Annotated in this window: 11 protein-coding genes; 6 read left to right on the forward strand and 5 right to left on the reverse strand. The window is 76.4% G+C overall.

What is annotated here, in order from left to right; genetic code table 11:
• Positions 1 to 2: 2 nt before the first annotated feature.
• Entirely contained in the window at positions 3 to 2,753 is a 2,751-nt protein-coding gene (locus tag AB0C84_RS16560) for an AAA family ATPase (protein ID WP_361066502.1), read from the reverse strand.
• 277 nt (positions 2,754 to 3,030) lie between these two features.
• On the opposite strand from AB0C84_RS16560, the gene AB0C84_RS16565 reads away from it, so the two are divergent.
• On the forward strand, positions 3,031 to 4,287 hold the full coding sequence (locus AB0C84_RS16565) for a helix-turn-helix domain-containing protein (protein ID WP_258942135.1): 1,257 nt from the start codon (positions 3,031 to 3,033) through the stop codon (positions 4,285 to 4,287).
• Between the two features lie 6 nt (positions 4,288 to 4,293).
• Here the strand turns inward: AB0C84_RS16565 and AB0C84_RS16570 are convergent, their stop codons facing one another.
• Positions 4,294 to 5,130 carry a dienelactone hydrolase family protein gene (locus tag AB0C84_RS16570; protein ID WP_361066661.1) on the reverse strand — a complete coding sequence of 279 codons (837 nt, stop codon included), beginning with the start codon at positions 5,128 to 5,130 and terminating at the stop codon, positions 4,294 to 4,296.
• 323 nt (positions 5,131 to 5,453) lie between these two features.
• On the opposite strand from AB0C84_RS16570, the gene AB0C84_RS16575 reads away from it, so the two are divergent.
• Positions 5,454 to 7,811 carry a histidine kinase gene (locus AB0C84_RS16575; protein ID WP_361066506.1) on the forward strand — a complete coding sequence of 786 codons (2,358 nt, stop codon included), beginning with the start codon at positions 5,454 to 5,456 and terminating at the stop codon, positions 7,809 to 7,811.
• On the opposite strand, the gene AB0C84_RS16580 is transcribed toward AB0C84_RS16575, so the two are convergent.
• The gene (locus AB0C84_RS16580; protein ID WP_361066509.1) at positions 7,808 to 8,413 is read right to left on the reverse strand and encodes a response regulator transcription factor; all 606 of its coding nucleotides are present in this window, start codon (positions 8,411 to 8,413) and stop codon (positions 7,808 to 7,810) included. The genes AB0C84_RS16575 and AB0C84_RS16580 overlap by 4 nt on opposite strands.
• A gap of 115 nt (positions 8,414 to 8,528) precedes the next feature.
• Between AB0C84_RS16580 and AB0C84_RS16585 the strand changes: the two genes are divergently transcribed.
• Together AB0C84_RS16585 and AB0C84_RS16590 are read left to right on the forward strand one after the other, a co-directional pair.
• Positions 8,529 to 9,260: an ABC transporter ATP-binding protein gene (locus tag AB0C84_RS16585; RefSeq protein ID WP_361066512.1), complete on the forward strand. Its 732-nt coding sequence runs from the start codon at positions 8,529 to 8,531 to the stop codon at positions 9,258 to 9,260.
• Positions 9,260 to 11,686: an FtsX-like permease family protein gene (locus tag AB0C84_RS16590; RefSeq protein ID WP_361066515.1), complete on the forward strand. Its 2,427-nt coding sequence runs from the start codon at positions 9,260 to 9,262 to the stop codon at positions 11,684 to 11,686. The genes AB0C84_RS16585 and AB0C84_RS16590 overlap by 1 nt, the downstream gene beginning before the upstream one ends.
• Positions 11,687 to 11,692: 6 nt before the next feature.
• Here the strand turns inward: AB0C84_RS16590 and AB0C84_RS16595 are convergent, their stop codons facing one another.
• Positions 11,693 to 12,442, reverse strand: coding sequence for an SDR family oxidoreductase (locus tag AB0C84_RS16595; RefSeq protein WP_361066518.1), 750 nt, complete (start codon positions 12,440 to 12,442; stop codon positions 11,693 to 11,695).
• Positions 12,442 to 13,137, reverse strand: coding sequence for an SDR family oxidoreductase (locus AB0C84_RS16600; protein ID WP_361066521.1), 696 nt, complete (start codon positions 13,135 to 13,137; stop codon positions 12,442 to 12,444). The genes AB0C84_RS16595 and AB0C84_RS16600 overlap by 1 nt, the downstream gene beginning before the upstream one ends.
• A gap of 176 nt (positions 13,138 to 13,313) precedes the next feature.
• On the opposite strand from AB0C84_RS16600, the gene AB0C84_RS16605 reads away from it, so the two are divergent.
• Together AB0C84_RS16605 and AB0C84_RS16610 are read left to right on the forward strand one after the other, a co-directional pair.
• Complete coding sequence (locus AB0C84_RS16605; protein WP_361066524.1) at positions 13,314 to 14,357, forward strand: PucR family transcriptional regulator; 1,044 nt, start codon at positions 13,314 to 13,316, stop codon at positions 14,355 to 14,357.
• A 335-nt stretch (positions 14,358 to 14,692) separates the two neighbouring features.
• Positions 14,693 to 15,496: an SAM-dependent methyltransferase gene (locus tag AB0C84_RS16610; protein ID WP_361066527.1), complete on the forward strand. Its 804-nt coding sequence runs from the start codon at positions 14,693 to 14,695 to the stop codon at positions 15,494 to 15,496.
• Positions 15,497 to 15,530: the final 34 nt, after the last annotated feature.

A 15,530-nucleotide genomic window follows, 5' to 3' on the forward strand; every position in this document is an offset into this window, starting at 1 on the left:
GGTCAGCGGATCAGCCGGGCCAGCTCGACGCGCGAGCGGATCCCGAGGCGGGTGAAGACGTTGCGGAGATGGTGGTCGATCGTCCGCGGGCTGAGCAGCAGGCGCGCAGCGATCTCCCGGTTGGTCGCCCCCTCGGCGGCCATCCGGGCGATCTGCGCCTGCTGGGCGGTGAGCTTTCCGAAGCCGCTCGCCGCCCGCGGAGCGGTCTCCCCGGCGGCGCGCAGCTCGGCGCGGGCCTGCGCCGTCCACGGGGCGGCGCCGTAGCGCTCGAAGACGCGCAGCGCGGCGCGCAGGTGCTCGCGGGCGGCACGGGGACGCCGCCCGCGCCGCAGCCTGTGCCCGAACAGCAGCTCCGTGCGGGCCAGCTCGAACACGGCGTCTCCGGCCTCGTGCAGGCGGAGGGCCTCGGTGAAGTGCTCCTCGGCCTCGCCGTCGCAGCCGGCCAGCAGGGCCAGGCAGCGGCGGCCGAGCGCCTCCGGTCCGGGAGGTGAGCCGATCCCGTCCACCCAGCGGCGGAAGTGCTCGTGGGCCGCGGCCGCCGCGTCGTGCTCGCCGGTGCGGACCAGCGCCTCGACCAGGTGCGGGACGGCGAGCAGCCGCGCCGGCGGATGCGCGAGCCCGGCGCCGCCCGGCAGCCGCAGCCGCGCGGCCGCGTCGGCGGGCCGGTCCGCGGCGAGGTCGAGGCACGCGGGCGCCCAGGACCCGAGGGCGCCCGCGCGGGCGAGGCCGCGCTCGTCGGCGGTGCCGGTGAGCTGCTCCAGCAGCTCGCGCGTCCTGGCCTCGTCTCCGTTGAAGGAGGCGGTGAGCGCCAGGGTGGCGAGCTGCTCCGTGGCGTGCCCGTGCAGGCGGGTGGCCCGGGCGAGGCGCAGGCCGTCGTGGCAGGCGGCGATCGGTGCGGGGGGATGCCCGAGGAGGACCTCGCAGCGCCCGGCGGCCACCAGCGCGAACGACTCGGCGGGCACGTCGCCCGCCCGCCGGGCCGAGGCGACCGCCGCGGCCGTCAGCGCGCGGGTGCGGCGGGCGTTCCCGAGCGAGAGGGCCGAGAGCGCCGCCCACACCTGCGCGACCGGGTCCGCCACGTCCGTGCCGAGGCGCTGGGCGTGGTGGAGCCGTTCGGCCGCCTCCCGGTACCGGCCGCGGATCGTGGCCGCGACCCCGGCGAGATGGCCGAGCAGCAGCTCGGTGCGCGGGCCGGTCAGGGCGAGGCCGAGCGTGCCGGCGCGCTCGGCGATCTCCAGGTGGGCGCGGCGGTCGCCGGCGGCGTCGGCGGCCTCGGCGGCCCACATCAGCGCGTCCAGCGCCGCCTGCGCGTCGGTCCCGGCGAGCCGCTCGGCCGCGTCGCGCAGCCTCCGGACCGCCGTCGCGGGGGAGCCCGCCGCCGCGTCGATCTCTCCGCGCAGGGCGGCGGCGCGAGCGGCGCGGTGCCCGTCGCAGGCGCGCGGGCGGACCTGCCGGAGCATGGCGCGGGCCCGCCGCGACCGCCCGCTCGCCCAGGCGTCCCCGGCGGCGGCCAGGTACCGGTCCGTCCGCGCGCCGTGCTCGACGGTCAGCGCCGCGGAACGCTGCCACATCCGCCAGGAGTCGGCGTACCGGCCCGCCCTCCTGGCCGCGTCCGCCGCCCCCGCCAGCTCGGCGGCGAGCCGGTCGTCGGGTTCGCCCGCCACGGCCGCGCGGTGCCAGAGCCGCCGCGGCCGCTGCCACTCCTGGACGAGGGCGCCGGCGAGCAGCGTGTGGGCGTCCTGCCGCTCCTCCCGCGAGGCGTCCGCCCACAGCGAGGACCGGACGAGCCGGTCGCGGACCGCGACCCCGTCGCCCTCGAACCGCAGCAGTCCCGACTCGCGCGCGGCGTCGAGGTCGCCGTCGCCGACGCCGTCCGCCCGGGCGGCCCGCGCCATCGTCGCGGCGCCGAGCCACTCCTCCGCCGCGGCCATCAGCACGAGGCGCCGGGCCCCGGAGGGCAGCGCCAGGCAGCGGCGCCGGTGCAGGGCGCGCAGGGAGCTGGACGGGGGCAGCGCCCGCGGCGGCGGCGCGGCCCCCGACAGCTGCCCGGGGGTCAGCGCGGCGGCCAGCTCGCGGATCGCCAGGGGCCGTCCGCAGGCCAGGTCGACGATCTCCTCGATCAGGTCGCCGCCCGCCGAACCGTCCAGGTCGCTGCCGAGGGCGTCCCGCAGCACCCGCCGGCCCGCGTCCTCGGCGAGGGGGCCGAGCCGCAGCCGCCGGATGCCGGCGAGCGCGCCGGCGTCCGGTTCCCCGTCGCGGGCGGCGAAGAGCACGGCCGCGCGCTCGTCCGCGACCCGCCGTGCCGCGAAGGCGAGCACCTCCAGGGACCTGGCGTCGAGCCAGTGGACGTCGTCGGCCCAGCACAGCACGGGCCTGTCGCGCGCGACCCGGCCCAGGAGCTCGCACACCGCCGTGGACAGCACGAACGAGTCGCCGCGGGGCGCGCCGTGCAGGATCGTTCCGAGGGCGTCCCGGTGCGCCGGCGTCAACCGCGCGACCTGCTCGGCCAGCGGCCGCAGCAGCCGGTGGAGCCCGGCGTAGGCGACGCCGGACTCGCCGGGGACGCCGGTCGTGCCGAGCACGCAGAAGGCCGTGCCCGCGCCGCGTGCGGCGGCCTCCAGGAGGGCCGTGCGGCCGGCGCCGGCCTCCCCGGTGACGACCAGGGCTCCGCCGTGCCCGTCCCGGGCCCGGCCGAGGATCTCCTCGACCGTCCGGAGGTCGCGTTCGCGCCCGTGCAGCTGTTCGTCCGTCATGCCGGTCCCTCCTAAGCGGGGAGCCTCCCTCGCCCGGAGCCGCGGGAGGGAGGCTCCGCCGGGCGGGATCTCAAAAGGGAAGGGGACCCCGAGTCAACACGGGCGCCCGGCACGGGTCCAGAGCGACTTTCGGTTTCGGGGACGCGGCGCAATCCGGACCGGTGCCCGTTGTGAGCGGCCACAGTGTCGCCGTCCCTCGTTGGCCCGTGCGCCGCCGCGGGTGGCACCATGAGGCCCCCGCGTTGTGCGGGAGCGCCAGTGCTGGAGGTGGCCCGCGATGAACGTCGGCCAGGTGGACGCCGATCGCACGATCATGCGCAAGGCGGTGCTGCGGCTCGCGGACCGGCTGCCCGACCTCGCCGACCGGCTCACCGCCGAGATCCTGTCCGGTGACCGCGGCGACCGCGACGACGCCTTCCGCCACGACGTGTGGGAGATGTGCCATACCGGGCTCGGGCACGGCTTCAAGACGATCCTGGACCCGGACCGTGGCCGCGCCGACCTGGAATGGGCGCGGCGGCTCGGGCAGCGGCGCGCGCACCAGGGGCAGCCGCTCGACCAGCTGCTGCGCTCCTACCGGCTCGCCGGGCGGGTGTTCTGGGAGGCCGTCGTCGAGGTCGTCGGCCGGCACGACCCGGAGAACGTCGCGGCGCTGATCCGGCAGGCGACCCGCACCTGGGACACGATCGACCAGCAGTCCGGGGCGGCGGCCGCCGCCTACCACCGCACCGAGCTCGACCTCGCGCGGCGCAGCGAGGAGCGGGTCCAGGCGATCGTGGACGCGCTCCTGGAGGGGCAGGGCGCCGACGGCGGGCTGCTCGCGACCGCCACGTCCGTCCTCGGGCTGCCCGCGACCGGCCGCTACGCCGTGGTGATGCTCGGCGCGGAGGGCGGCTTCGGGGACGGCGTGAACCGGCGGCCCGGCGACACCGGCGGGATGCGGTTCATCTGGCGGCTGCGCACCGACGCCCAGGTCGCGCTGGTCGCGCTCGGCGCCGCGGAGCTCGACGAACTCGTCGACGCCGTCCGGCCGTACGCCCGGTCGCACGCGGGCGTGAGCCCGGTCGTCGGCAGCCTCGCCGAACTGGGCGGCGCCCGCTGGTTCGCCGAGCTGGCGCTGCGGACCTGCCGCGGCCCCGGCAACCAGATCGCCCGCCTGGACCGCCGCCTCCCCGACGCCCTCGTGCTGTCGCAGCCGCGCCTCGCCGGGCGCCTCGGGGAGGTCGCGCTCGGCGGGCTCGGCGGCGTCGACCCCGGGTTCCGCGACGCCCTGCTGACGACGCTGGAGACCTGGCTGGAGTGCGACGGCTCCGCGGCCCGGGCGGCGGACCGGCTGTTCTGCCACCGCAACACCGTCCTCAACCGGCTCCGCAGGATCGAGCGGCTCACCGGGCGGACCCTCGCCCGGCCCGGCGACCTGGTCGAGCTCGTCCTCGCGCTGAGCGCGCTGCGGCTGCACGGCTCCGGGGACGGCGCGCCCGGCCCGCACGCCGAGGGGCCGCCCGCGCGGGGAGGCGGGCGGCCCGTCCGGTGAGCGGGGTCAGGAGTTGGGGCAGGTGTCCCGGTACTCGGAGATGGTGGACGCGCGGGGCGCGGGGCACAGGAACTGGTCGTAGCGGGTGTCGTTGTCGATGTACCGCTTGAGCCAGGAGATGCTGTACTTCGCGATCGTCGTGTTCGAGCTGTTGGGGGCGGTGTGGCCGGCGCCCGCCAGCTCCAGGTACGCCTTCTCCGACGACGCCGGGATGCTCTCGTAGAACGGCTCGGCGTGCGAGGACACCGGGGCGACCGCGTCGGACTGCGCGCCGATGATCATGGTGGGGACGCGCACGTCCGAGAAGTTCTTCTGGGTGTCCCACGGCGTCAGCGGGATCGCGGCCTGCAACTGCGGGCGGTCCTCGGAGGCCTCCAGCGACCCGCCGCCGCCCATCGAGTGCCCCATCACGCCGAGCCGGGTCGCGTCGATCCGGCTCCGGACGCCGCTGCTCTGCGTGAGGTAGTCCAGCGCCGCCCCGAGCTGCCGGGCGCGGCTGTCCGGCTGGTCGTACCGGCTGAGGGTGTTGATCGTGAAGATGACGAAGCCCTGCGAGGCGAGCCGCGGGCCGTACCAGGCCATGCTGCTCTGGTCGGCGGTGAAGCCGGGCGCCACCGCGACCGCGCCGAAGGTGCCCTCGGCGGTGCTGGTCGGGTAGTAGATCGTCCCGCCGCCGAAGCCGGAGACGGCCGAGGCCGGGACGCTCGTCTGGGCCGTCGCGAACGGGCCGCGCGCCGCCTCGATGCTCTGCTGCGTCGGTGCGGGTCCGCGCTCGTAGGGGTTGTCGGCGGCCTGTGCGCTCTGCACGGCCTGGGGGGCGGTGAGGGCCGCCGCGGTCAGCACCGCGGCGAGCACGGTCTTCACCGCGCGGGGGGTGGGGGAGGACACGTGGATCGCTCCTGTTCCTGGGAGCGGAGCCGGTCACCCGGCTCCGGAAGCGGGGCGGAGCCGGGTGGCCGGCTCCGGGCGCGCACATTGTGACGCGGGCCACGCTCCCGGGCATCGGCGAAATCGCCGGTCATCCCGTGACGGTCGCCCTGACCAGCCGGAAGAAGTCGAACGGCCGCAGCGCGTCGTCCCGCCGCCACAGGCGCGCCGGGACGGCGTCCCGCAGGCCGTCCGGGAGCGCCTAGTCCAGGACGAGCTCGCAGGATGATGTGGTCGCCGTGCGTGCGGTGGTAGCCGATCATCTCGGCGGCGAGCGCGCCGACCAGCCGGGGCGCGACCGCGTCCTCGAACACCGCTGGCGCGCCGTCCGCGACGAGATGCGCCGCGGTGGCGCCCGCGGGGTTCGAAACCGCCCGTACCGGCTCGTACCCTGGCACCCGCCGCCGTGGCCCGGACTCGCGGGCGCGGGCGGCGGGGACGGCGGCCCTCAGAACGGGAGACGGGGGCCGGGAAGCGGGGGACGGGTGGCAGGGGCGGTACCGGGGCCGCGGTCGGCACGGGTGATCGTCGGGGTGGTGCTCGCCGCGTTCGCGGGCGTGTACGCGCTGGCGGCCCCCTCGCGGACGGAGGGCGCCGCGCGGGCGGCGGCGGCGACCGCCCTCGTGGTGGTGGTCCTGCTGGCCCAGTTCGTCCAGGTCGTGCCGCGGTGGCGGAGGCGGCGCGGTGGCTGGGGCCTGGCGGCGCAGGCGGCGGCCGCCTACACGGGCGTCCTCGCGTTCGGGACGTCGGCCGGGATCCTCGGCTTCGTCGTCGGGACGCTGCTGCTCGCGGGCGCCTGGCCGGCCGCCGGGTGCGTCCTGGCGAGCGCGGCGCTCGCGGACGCCCTGCGCGGCGGCGCCGGCGTCGACGTCACGATCAGCTGCCTGCTGACCGGGCTCGTGGTCTACGGGCTGGTGCGGCTGGCGGACCGGGCGGACGACGTCGCGGCGGCCCGGCTGCCCCTCACCGTGGCGGCCGTGGAACGGGAGCGGCTCCGGATCGCGGCGGAGCTGGACGGCGGGCTCGGCGACGGCCTGCGGGCGATCTCGGCGGGCAGCCGCCGCGCGCTGGACCGGCCGGAGGACGTCGCGGACGTGCTGGCGGTGGCCAGGGAGTCGCTGAACAGGGCGCGCACCGCCGCGGCCGGCCTGCGGAGCATGTCGCTCGCCCCGGAGATGGCGGCGGCGCGGGCGCTGCTGGAGGCCGCGGACGTCCGGGCCGAGGTGCGCGAGGGGCACCGCGAGCCGCTCGGCCCGGCCGGGGCGCTGCTGGCGACGGTGCTGCGCGAGGCGGTCACGGACGTGGTGCGCGCCGGTTCCGCGCGCTCCTGCCTGATCGCGACGTCGGAGCGGGGCGGCCTCGTCGGGCTGCGCGTGGTCAACGACGGCGTCCGGACGGCCGAGCGCGGCGCGGACGGGCTGGAGGCGGCGGCCGGACGGGTGCGCGCGGCGGGCGGGACCTTCGCGACCGGGCTGGACGGGGACGGCCGGTTCGCGGTGGAGGCCGCCGTCGCGGCTGGGGAGCGCGCGGTGAGCCTGCCCGACCGGACGGCGTACCGGCTCTCGCTCGCGCTGCTGGCCGCGGTCCTGGCGGGGTTCTCCGTGAAGGGGCTGCTGCTGGTTCCCTGGGGGCCGCTGTGGCCGGCCGCCGCCGCGGGGCTGGCGCTGATCTCGGCGGTGCAGCTGCTCTGGGCCGGGCGCGGGCGGCCCCGGTGGTGGCCGCCGGTCCTGGCGGTGATCTGCTTCGCTCCCCTCGCCGTCTTCGGGAAGGCGTGGCTGGGCGTCGCCGGGTTCCTCGCCGGGACGTTCCTGGTCGGGCTCCCGGCCTGGGCCGCCGTCCCGCTGGTGGCGGCGTGCATGGCGGCGACCGGCGTCGCCGCGCGGGCGCTCGGGCTCGGCACGGCGGCCGTCGCCAACTACGTGATCAGCACGCTGGTGACGGGGCTGGTGGTGTTCGGGCTCGTCCGGCTGGCGCGGCTGGTGCGGGACCTGCGGGCGGCCGGGGACGAGCTGGCGCGGGCGGCGACCGTCCAGGAGCGGCTGCGCGCCGCCCGCGACCTGCACGACCTGCTCGGGCACAGCCTGGCCGCGATCCTGCTCAAGTGCGAGCTGGCCCGCCGGCTCGCCGAGGCGGACCCGGACCGCTCCCGCGCGGAGCTCGCCGAGGTCGTCGGCATGGCCGAGCAGGCCCGCGCGGACCTGCGCACCGCGACCGGCGGGGACGCCGATCTCGCGCTGGACGGGGAGGCGGCGTCGGCGCGGTCGGTGCTGGCGGCCGCCGGGGTCGAGGTCGAGACCGTCCTCGGGCACCCGGTCCTGGACGTGCCCGTGTCGGCGGTGCTCGGCACGGTCCTGCGCGAGGCGGTGACCAACGTGCTCCGGCACAGCGCCGCCACCCGCTGCACCATCACGACCGGACGGGACGGCGGCACCGTCTGGCTGGTCGTGGAGAACGACGGCCTCGACCCGGCGGCTCCCCGGACCGCTCCCGGCGCCGGGATCGGGAACCTGACCACCCGGCTCGCCTCGGCAGGCGGAACGCTGACCGCCCGCGCCGACGGCGAGGGACGCTTCCGCCTTGAGGCGAGGATCGGCTAGAGCCAGCCCGCTTCGCGTGCGATGCGTGCGGCGTCGGTGCGGTTGCGGGCGTTGAGCTTGGTGACGGCGGCCGTCAGGTAGTTGCGCACCGTCCCGGCCGACAGGTGGAGGCGCCCGGCGATCTCCGGGGCCTCCGCGCCCTCCGCCGCGAGCCGCAGCACGTCCGTCTCGCGCGGGGTGAGCGGGTTGTCGGCGAGGTCCCAGGCGGTGAGCGCGAGGTTCGGGTCGAGGACGCGCTCCCCGGCGGCGACCTTGCGGATCCCGGCGGCGAGCTCGTCCGGCGGCGCCGTCTTCAGCAGGAACCCGCGGACGCCCGCCGTCAGGGCGCGGCGCAGGTGACCGGGCTTGCCGTGCCCGGTGAGCACCAGCGTCGCGATGTCCGGGACGGCCTCGCGCAGCTCCGCCGCGGCCGCGAGGCCGTCCAGCCCCGGCATGTCGATGTCGAGCACGGCGACGTCGGGACGGGACGAGCGGGCCGCGGCCAGCACCTCGTCCCCGCGCTCGACCTCGGCGACCACCGCGAGGTCGGGTTCGAGCGCGAGCAGCGCGGCGAGAGCGCCGCGCACCACATGGTGGTCGTCGGCGAGAAGCACCCTGATCACGGCCTATGTCTACCAGCCGCCGGGACGGCGTCACGCCCGCACCCATGACGAGGTCACGGGTGGCCGATGATCTCCTCTCTGGTGGCCGGAACCGCAGGTCACAAGACTGATCTGCATGAACGACGCGGTCCGCATGAACGCGGTGAGCAAGGTCTACGGACGGGGCAGGGGAGCGGTGGCGGCGCTGCGGGAGGTGACGGCGTCCCTTCCGCGGGGCCGCCTCACGGCGGTGATGGGACCGTCCGGCTCGGGCAAGAGCACGTTCCTGCACTGCGCCGCCGGTCTCGACACACCCACGTCCGGCACGGTCCGGCTCGGGGACACCGAGCTGTCCTCCATGAACGAGACGAAGCTGACCGAGCTGCGCAGGCGGCGCGTCGGCTTCGTCTTCCAGGCGTTCAACCTGGTGCCGTCGCTGACCGTGGAGCAGAACATCACCCTTCCGCTGCGCCTGTCGCGCACGCGCCCGGACAAGGCGTGGCTCACCGAGGTCGTCGCCCGTGTCGGGCTGGCCGACCGGACCGGGCACCGGCCCGGGCAGTTGTCCGGCGGGCAGCAGCAGCGGGTCGCGATCGCGCGTGCCCTGGTGACGCGCCCGGACGTCGTGTTCGGGGACGAGCCCACGGGCGCGCTCGACACGATGACGGCGCGGGACGTGCTGACGCTGCTGCGCGAGACCGTGGACGGCATGGGCCAGACGGTGGTGATGGTCACGCACGACCCGGTCGCCGCCTCCTACGCCGACACCGTGCTGTTCCTGGCGGACGGACGGATCGTCGACTCGCTGGACGCCCCGTCCAGCGACAAGGTCGCCGCCCGCATGACCCGGCTGGGGGCGTGGAAGTGATGCTCGGAATCGTGCTCGGCACGCTGCGCCATCGCAAGGCGGGCTTCGCGGGGGCGTTCGCCGCGCTGCTGTGCGCGGCCGCCCTGGTCTGCGCGTGCGGCATCCTGCTCGACACCGGCCTGCGCGGCTCCGTCGCGCCCGAGCGGTACGCGGGGGCGCCGGTCGTCGTCACCGGCGACCAGTCCGTCCACAAGGTGATCGTCAAGAAGAAGGGCAAGCGCAAGCACAAGGCCAAGCCGCTCGCCGAGCGCGTGTGGCTGCCCGCCTCCGTCGCCGCGAGGGTCCGGGCGGCGGACGGCGTCCGGGGCGTCGTCACCGAGGTGACGTTCCCCGCCGGGATCGGCGCCCCCGAGGACGGTCGCGAGTCCTGGGGCCACGGGTGGGAGTCGGCCGCGCTCACCCCGTTCACCCTCCGCGAGGGCCGCGCCCCGGCCGCGGACGACGAGATCGTGGTCGACGCCGCGACGGCGCGGGACCAACGCCTGCGCCCGGGCACGGCGGTGCGGGTCGAGTCCGCCGCACCCGGCACCTACCGCGTCGTGGGCGTGACCCGGCAGGCGCTCGCGCATCAGAGCGCCGTCTTCTTCTCGACGGCTCAGGCGGCCCGCCTGTCCGGACGCGGCGGCATGGTCACCGCCGTCGGCGCCCACGGCCCCGCCGGGGCCGTCGAGGCGGCCGTGCGCGGCACCGGGGCGGTCGTCCACACCGGCGGCGACCGGGGCCGGGCGGAGTTCCTCGGCGCGGAGAAGGCGCGCGTCAAGCTCATCTCGATGGGCGGCGCCCTCGGCGGGACGGCGCTGCTCGTCGCCGTCCTCGTGGTGTCCGGGACGTTCGCCCTGTCGGTGCGGCAGCGGGAGCGGGAGATCGCGCTGCTGCGGGCGGTCGCCGCGACGCCGCGGCAGGTCCGCCGGATGATCGGGGGCGAGGCGCTGCTGGTCGGGCTCCTCGCGGGACCGCTCGGCGCGGCGGCCGGCGTGCCGCTGGCGTTCCGGCTGCGGGACGAGTTCCGCGGCCTCGGCGCCCTCCCGCCGAACCTGGACCTGGTCGTCGGCCCGTTCCCGCCGCTCGCCGCCGCGCTCGCTGCGGTCCTGGCGGCCGTGGCGGCCGCCCGGATCACCGCCCGCGGGGCGGCCCGGGTCCGTCCGGTCGAGGCCCTCGGCGAGGCGGCGACGGGACGCGCCCGGCTCGGCCCCGTCCGGATCGCGGCAGGTGCGGCCGTCGCGGCGGGCGCCGCCGCGCTGACGGTGCTGCTGGCGCACCTCGACACCGAGGCGGCGGCCAGTCCGGTGACGATGCTGACCGCGATCGTATGGACCGCGGCCGTCGCGCTCCTCGGCCCCGCCGTGGTCCGGGCCGCGATCGCCGTGCTCGCGGTCCCGCTCCGGGTCCTGCCGGGCGGCGGCCACCTGGCGGCGGCCAACCTCGCCGCCGCCGCGCGGCGGCTGGCGTCCGTGGTCACTCCGCTGACGCTGATGATCGGGCTGACCGCGACGATCCTGTTCGTGCAGACGACGATCGGTCACGCCGCGACACGGCAGGCGCGCGAGGGCACGGTCGCCGCGCACGCCGCCGGTCCCAGGGTCGCGCACGGCACCGCCGAGCGGATCCGCCGGACGCCCGGCGTGACCGCCGTGACCGAGGTCCTGCACGGCACCGTCCGGGTCGGCCTGGAGAACTACGGGGTCCAGGGCGTCACGCCGGAGGGCCTCGGCCGCACCATGGACCTGGACGTCCGGGCCGGGTCCCTCGACCGCCTGGACGCCTCCGGGGTCGCGGTCAGCACCACCGCCGCCCGGCGCCTCGGCGTCCGGCCCGGGGACCGGCTGCCGCTCACCCTGGGCGACGGCACGCCGTTCGCGCCCACCGTGATCGCGGTCTACGGGCGCGGCCTCGGCTTCGGCGACCTCACCGTCGACCGCGACCTGCTGGCCGCCCACGTCGACGACCCCCGCGGCACGCTGCTGATCGCGGGCACCCCGCCTCGCGGTCTGCCGGTCGCGGACCCGGGCGCGCTCGCCGAGGCCGGCCCGGCCGCGAACGCGGAGGTCGCCTACGTGGCCATGGGGCTGATCATCGCGTTCACCGCGATCGCCGTGGTGAACACCCTCGCGATGGCCACCGCCGGCCGCTCCCGCGAGTTCGCGCTGCTGCGCCTGGTCGGGACGACCCGGCGCCAGGTCATGGCGATGCTCGGGTGGGAGACGCTGGCCGTCGCCGTGATCGCCGCCGTCCTCGGCTCCGCGATCGCCCTCGCCACGCTCACCGCGTTCGGCGCGGGCATGACGGACGGCCCCCCGTACGTCCCGCCGCTCGGGCACCTGGGCGTCCTCGCCTGGGGCCTCCTGCTCGCCGCGGCCGCGACCTTCCCCGCCGCGCGCCTCGCCATGGCGCCCCGTCCGGCCGAGGCGGTCGGCGCCCGCGAGTGACGCCGGTCAGGCGCGGGCGCGGGTGGTGCCGCCGTCGACGTGGAGGATCTGGCCGACGAGGGTCGGGAGGCGCTCGTCGGCCAGGAACGCGACCGCCGCGGCGACCTCCTCGGGGGTCGCGATCCGGCCGAGGGGCGCCCGCGCCGCGTACCGGGCGCGGATCTCCTCGATGCTCACCCCCGCGGCCGCCGCGTCCACCTCCAGCAGCGGCGTGTCGATCGCGCCCGGCGCGACGGCGTTCACCGCGATGCCGAGCGGGGCCAGTTCGAGGCCGAGCGACTTGGCCAGGGCGATGACGCCCGCCTTGGACGCCGAGTAGGCGCTCGCGTCCGGCCACCCGATCACGCCCCACTCGGACGCGGTGAACACCATGCGGCCGCCGCCGCGCTCCACCATGCCCGGCATGACGGCCTGCGCGCACGCGAACGTCCCGCCGAGATCGGTGTCGACCGTCCGCCACCAGCCTTCGAGATCCTCCACTCCGGTGAACGGGGCCATCTCCAGCCGGCTCGCGCAGGTGACGAGGAGCGCGATCTGCCCGCCCGTGCGGCGCTCGACCTCGGCCACCATCGCCGTCACCGCGTCCGGATCGGAGACGTCGGCCGGCGCGGCGACGCCGTTCAGCTCGGCGGCGAGCCCGGCCACGTCCCGCCCGGGAAGGTCGTTCAGGGCGACCAGGCGGCCGCCGGCCGCGAGCCGGCGCGCCACGGCCGTGCCGAGCCCGCCGGCCGCCCCCGTGATCAGCGCGATCGTCATCAGAGCACCGTCCCGGCGTTCGGGGAGAGGACCTCGCCGGTGCAGAACGTCGCGTCCTCGATGACGTAGGCGACGGCGAGCGCGACCTCCTCCGGAGACGTCAGCCGGCCGGCGGGAGCGCCCTGCAGGTAGGACGGCCTGCGCCAGGGCGAGTCGGGCGGGAGCATCGGCGTGTCGGTCGGGCCGGGCGCCACCGCGTTCACCCGGACCCCGGACGGCCCGAGCTCCGCGGCCAGCGACCGGACGAACCCGATCACCGCCCCGGTGGCCGCCGAGTAGTGCGCCTCGGCGCTCGCGCCGCCGACGGCGAGGTGCGAGGCGAGCGCCACCACGGCGCCCCGGCCGCGCTCGGCCATCCCCGGCGCGACGGCCGCGCACAGGTTGACCACGCCGCCGAGGTGCACCCGCAGCATCCGCCGCCAGTCGGGCCAGGCGATGTCGGACACCGGGACGATCGCGTGGTGCCCGGCCGCGAACACCGCCGCCTCGATCGGGCCGAGCTCCCGCTCGATCCGCAGGACCGCCGCGCGCACCTGCGCGGGTTCCGCCACGTCCACGCTCACCGAGTGGTCGGCGTCCGGGGCCCGGCGCAGGTCGATCCCCGCCGTCCGCCAGCCGCGCCCCGCAAGCTCGCGCACCAGCGTGGAGCCGACACCGCCGGCCGCCCCGGTGACGAGCGCGACCCGTCCCCGCATCCGATCACCTCGCAACAGTCGCAGAGCACCAGGCAAACCCGGCATAACCGCTGGTGACAAGCGTCATGGGGATTTCTTGGCCGAACCCACCACGGCGCGCCCGACCTTTCGTGCACTTGCCCAAAACACGGTCACGGGCACGGGACGGCGCCCGGACGGGGTGAGAGGGTGAGGCTGTGACCAGCGAATCCGAGCTGCCGCACCCCACCGTCCGGCAGCTCCTCGAGGTGCCGCGCTTCCGGCTGCGCCTGGTCGCCGGGCAGGACGGCCTCGACCGCCCGGTCCGCTGGGCGCACTCCACCGAACTGCCCGACCCCGGCCCCTACCTGCGCGGGCACGAGGTCGTGCTGACGGTCGGCGCGTCGCTGCGGGACGCGGGCGCGTGCGCCGCGTTCGTCGACTCGGTGAAGGCAGGCCGCGCGAGCGCGATCGGCTACGGCGTCGGCGACGTGACCGACGCCGTCCCCGAAGAGCTGCGCGACGCCTGCGACCGCGTCGGCCTCCCGCTGCTGGAGGTGCCGCCGGAGGTCCCGTTCCTCGGGTTCACCGAGTGGTTCGCCGAGCGGCTCGCCTCCGCCGGCGACGAGCGGCACGAGCGGGAGGAGACCGGGCGGCTGCTGCGCATGGTGCGCGACGGTCTGGCGTCCGCCGAGGCGCTGCGCCCCCGGATCGACGACGCCGGGCTCGACCACGCGTCCCTGCTGGTGATCGCGATGGACGGCGCGGCCGAGGACGAACTGCCGGGCGTCCTCGGCGTGGACGACGACAGGGCCCTGCTCGTCACCAACGACGCCCACGCCTGGAGCGAGCCCGCCGGCGTCGGCAGCCCGGGCCCGCTGGAGCACCTGCCGGTCTCGCTCGCCGAGAGCCTCACCGCGCTGGACACCGCGCGCCGCACCGGCGGGGTCGTGCACGCCGCCGACCTCGCCACCTTCCAGGCCCTCCTGGGCCGCCTGGAGCAGCACCAGCTGGCCCCGTTCGTCGAGCAGATCGCCCGGCCGCTGAGCGACTACGACGCCGCGCACGGCACCCGCCTCACCGAGACGCTGCGCGCCTTCCTGGACATGGGCGGCGCGGTCGGGGCGACGTCGCGGGCCCTGTTCCTGCATCCGAACACCCTGCGCCACCGGCTGTCCAGGATCGAGTCGCTGACGGGCCGCGACCCGATGCGGTTCGACGACCGGGTGGCGCTCGCGATCGCCGTCTGGGCGGGCCACTGAGGACCGTTCCCCGGCCGGGCACGTTCCAAATCGCCTGACATGCACGCTCTTAGGGGCATTTAACGCCTTCATTCATGAAGGCGGCTCGGTTCGGTGAAATCTCGGCAAAGCGGGAAAGTGGATTTCCGGTCGCCGGCCCGGCCCAGGTTGATCACCTTCGTCACACCAGGCGCACGCGCAACGCCGATTTCCGCGTTCTGACCACCCTGCGTATTCATTATCGTCCCGAATCGGTCGGTGGACAGGTCCGAATTCCACTTTTCCGGCCGCTCTTGGGGTGCGGGGTCTAAGTTTGCCGCGAGAGGTGCCCGTACCTGCTGGAAGGAGCGTCAGACATGACGGATACCACCCGGGGCCCGGGAAAGGGAGCGGACGCCAAGATCAACACTAACGTTCCGCAGTCGGCGCGGATCTGGAACTACTGGCTCGGGGGGACCGACAACTACGAGATCGACCGGGTTGCCGGCGACCACTACGTCGGGCTCTACCCCGGCATCGTGGAGATCGCCCGCGCGGGCCGCTACTTCATGGACCGGGCGATCCGGTTCCTGGCCCGCGAGCGCGGGATCCGCCAGTTCATGGACTGCGGGACCGGCCTGCCCACCGTCGACAACACCCACGAGATGGCCCGGCGCGCCGCCTCCGACGCCAAGGTCGTCTACGTCGACAACGACCCGCTCGTCCTCGCGCACGCCCGCGCCCTGATGAACGAGGGCCGCACCTCCTACATCGACTGCGACCTGCACGACCCGAAGACGATCATGGACCGGGCCTCGGAGCTGCTGGACCTGTCCCGGCCCGTCGGACTGATGATCATCGGTGTGCTGGGGCACATCGTCGACCCCGACGAGGCCTACGACGTCGTCCGCGGGCTCATGGACCCGCTGCCGTCCGGCAGCTACCTCATCCTGCACGACTCCACCGACGAGAACGAGAGGTTCAACGCGGCGCAGCGCGCCTACGACGAGACCGGCGCGATCCCGTTCCGGCTGCGCAGTCCCGAGTTCATCCGCGGCTACTTCGACGGCCTGGAGATCGAGGAGCCGGGCCTGGTGACGAGCGGGGCGTGGCGGCCCGAAGTGGGGCCGATCGAGGGCGAGAGCCTCCCGACCAGGTGCGGGGTGGCCCGTAAACCCTGACGAGCCGTGCCGGGAATCGCCTCCGGGGTCCGGG

Source organism: Actinomadura sp. NPDC048955 (genome assembly GCF_040649435.1).
Lineage (GTDB): Bacteria > Actinomycetota > Actinomycetes > Streptosporangiales > Streptosporangiaceae > Spirillospora > Spirillospora luteofluorescens.

Bases quoted from the DNA above. Each gene is read 5' to 3' on its own strand.
- AB0C84_RS16560 (WP_361066502.1), bottom strand. From the start codon at position 2,753: ATGACGGACGAACAGCTGCACGGGCGCGAACGCGACCTCCGGACGGTC.
- AB0C84_RS16565 (WP_258942135.1), top strand. From the start codon at position 3,031: ATGAACGTCGGCCAGGTGGACGCCGATCGCACGATCATGCGCAAGGCG.
- AB0C84_RS16585 (WP_361066512.1), top strand. From the start codon at position 8,529: ATGAACGACGCGGTCCGCATGAACGCGGTGAGCAAGGTCTACGGACGG.
- AB0C84_RS16590 (WP_361066515.1), top strand. From the start codon at position 9,260: ATGCTCGGAATCGTGCTCGGCACGCTGCGCCATCGCAAGGCGGGCTTC.
- AB0C84_RS16595 (WP_361066518.1), bottom strand. From the start codon at position 12,442: ATGACGATCGCGCTGATCACGGGGGCGGCCGGCGGGCTCGGCACGGCC.
- AB0C84_RS16600 (WP_361066521.1), bottom strand. From the start codon at position 13,137: ATGCGGGGACGGGTCGCGCTCGTCACCGGGGCGGCCGGCGGTGTCGGC.
- AB0C84_RS16610 (WP_361066527.1), top strand. From the start codon at position 14,693: ATGACGGATACCACCCGGGGCCCGGGAAAGGGAGCGGACGCCAAGATC.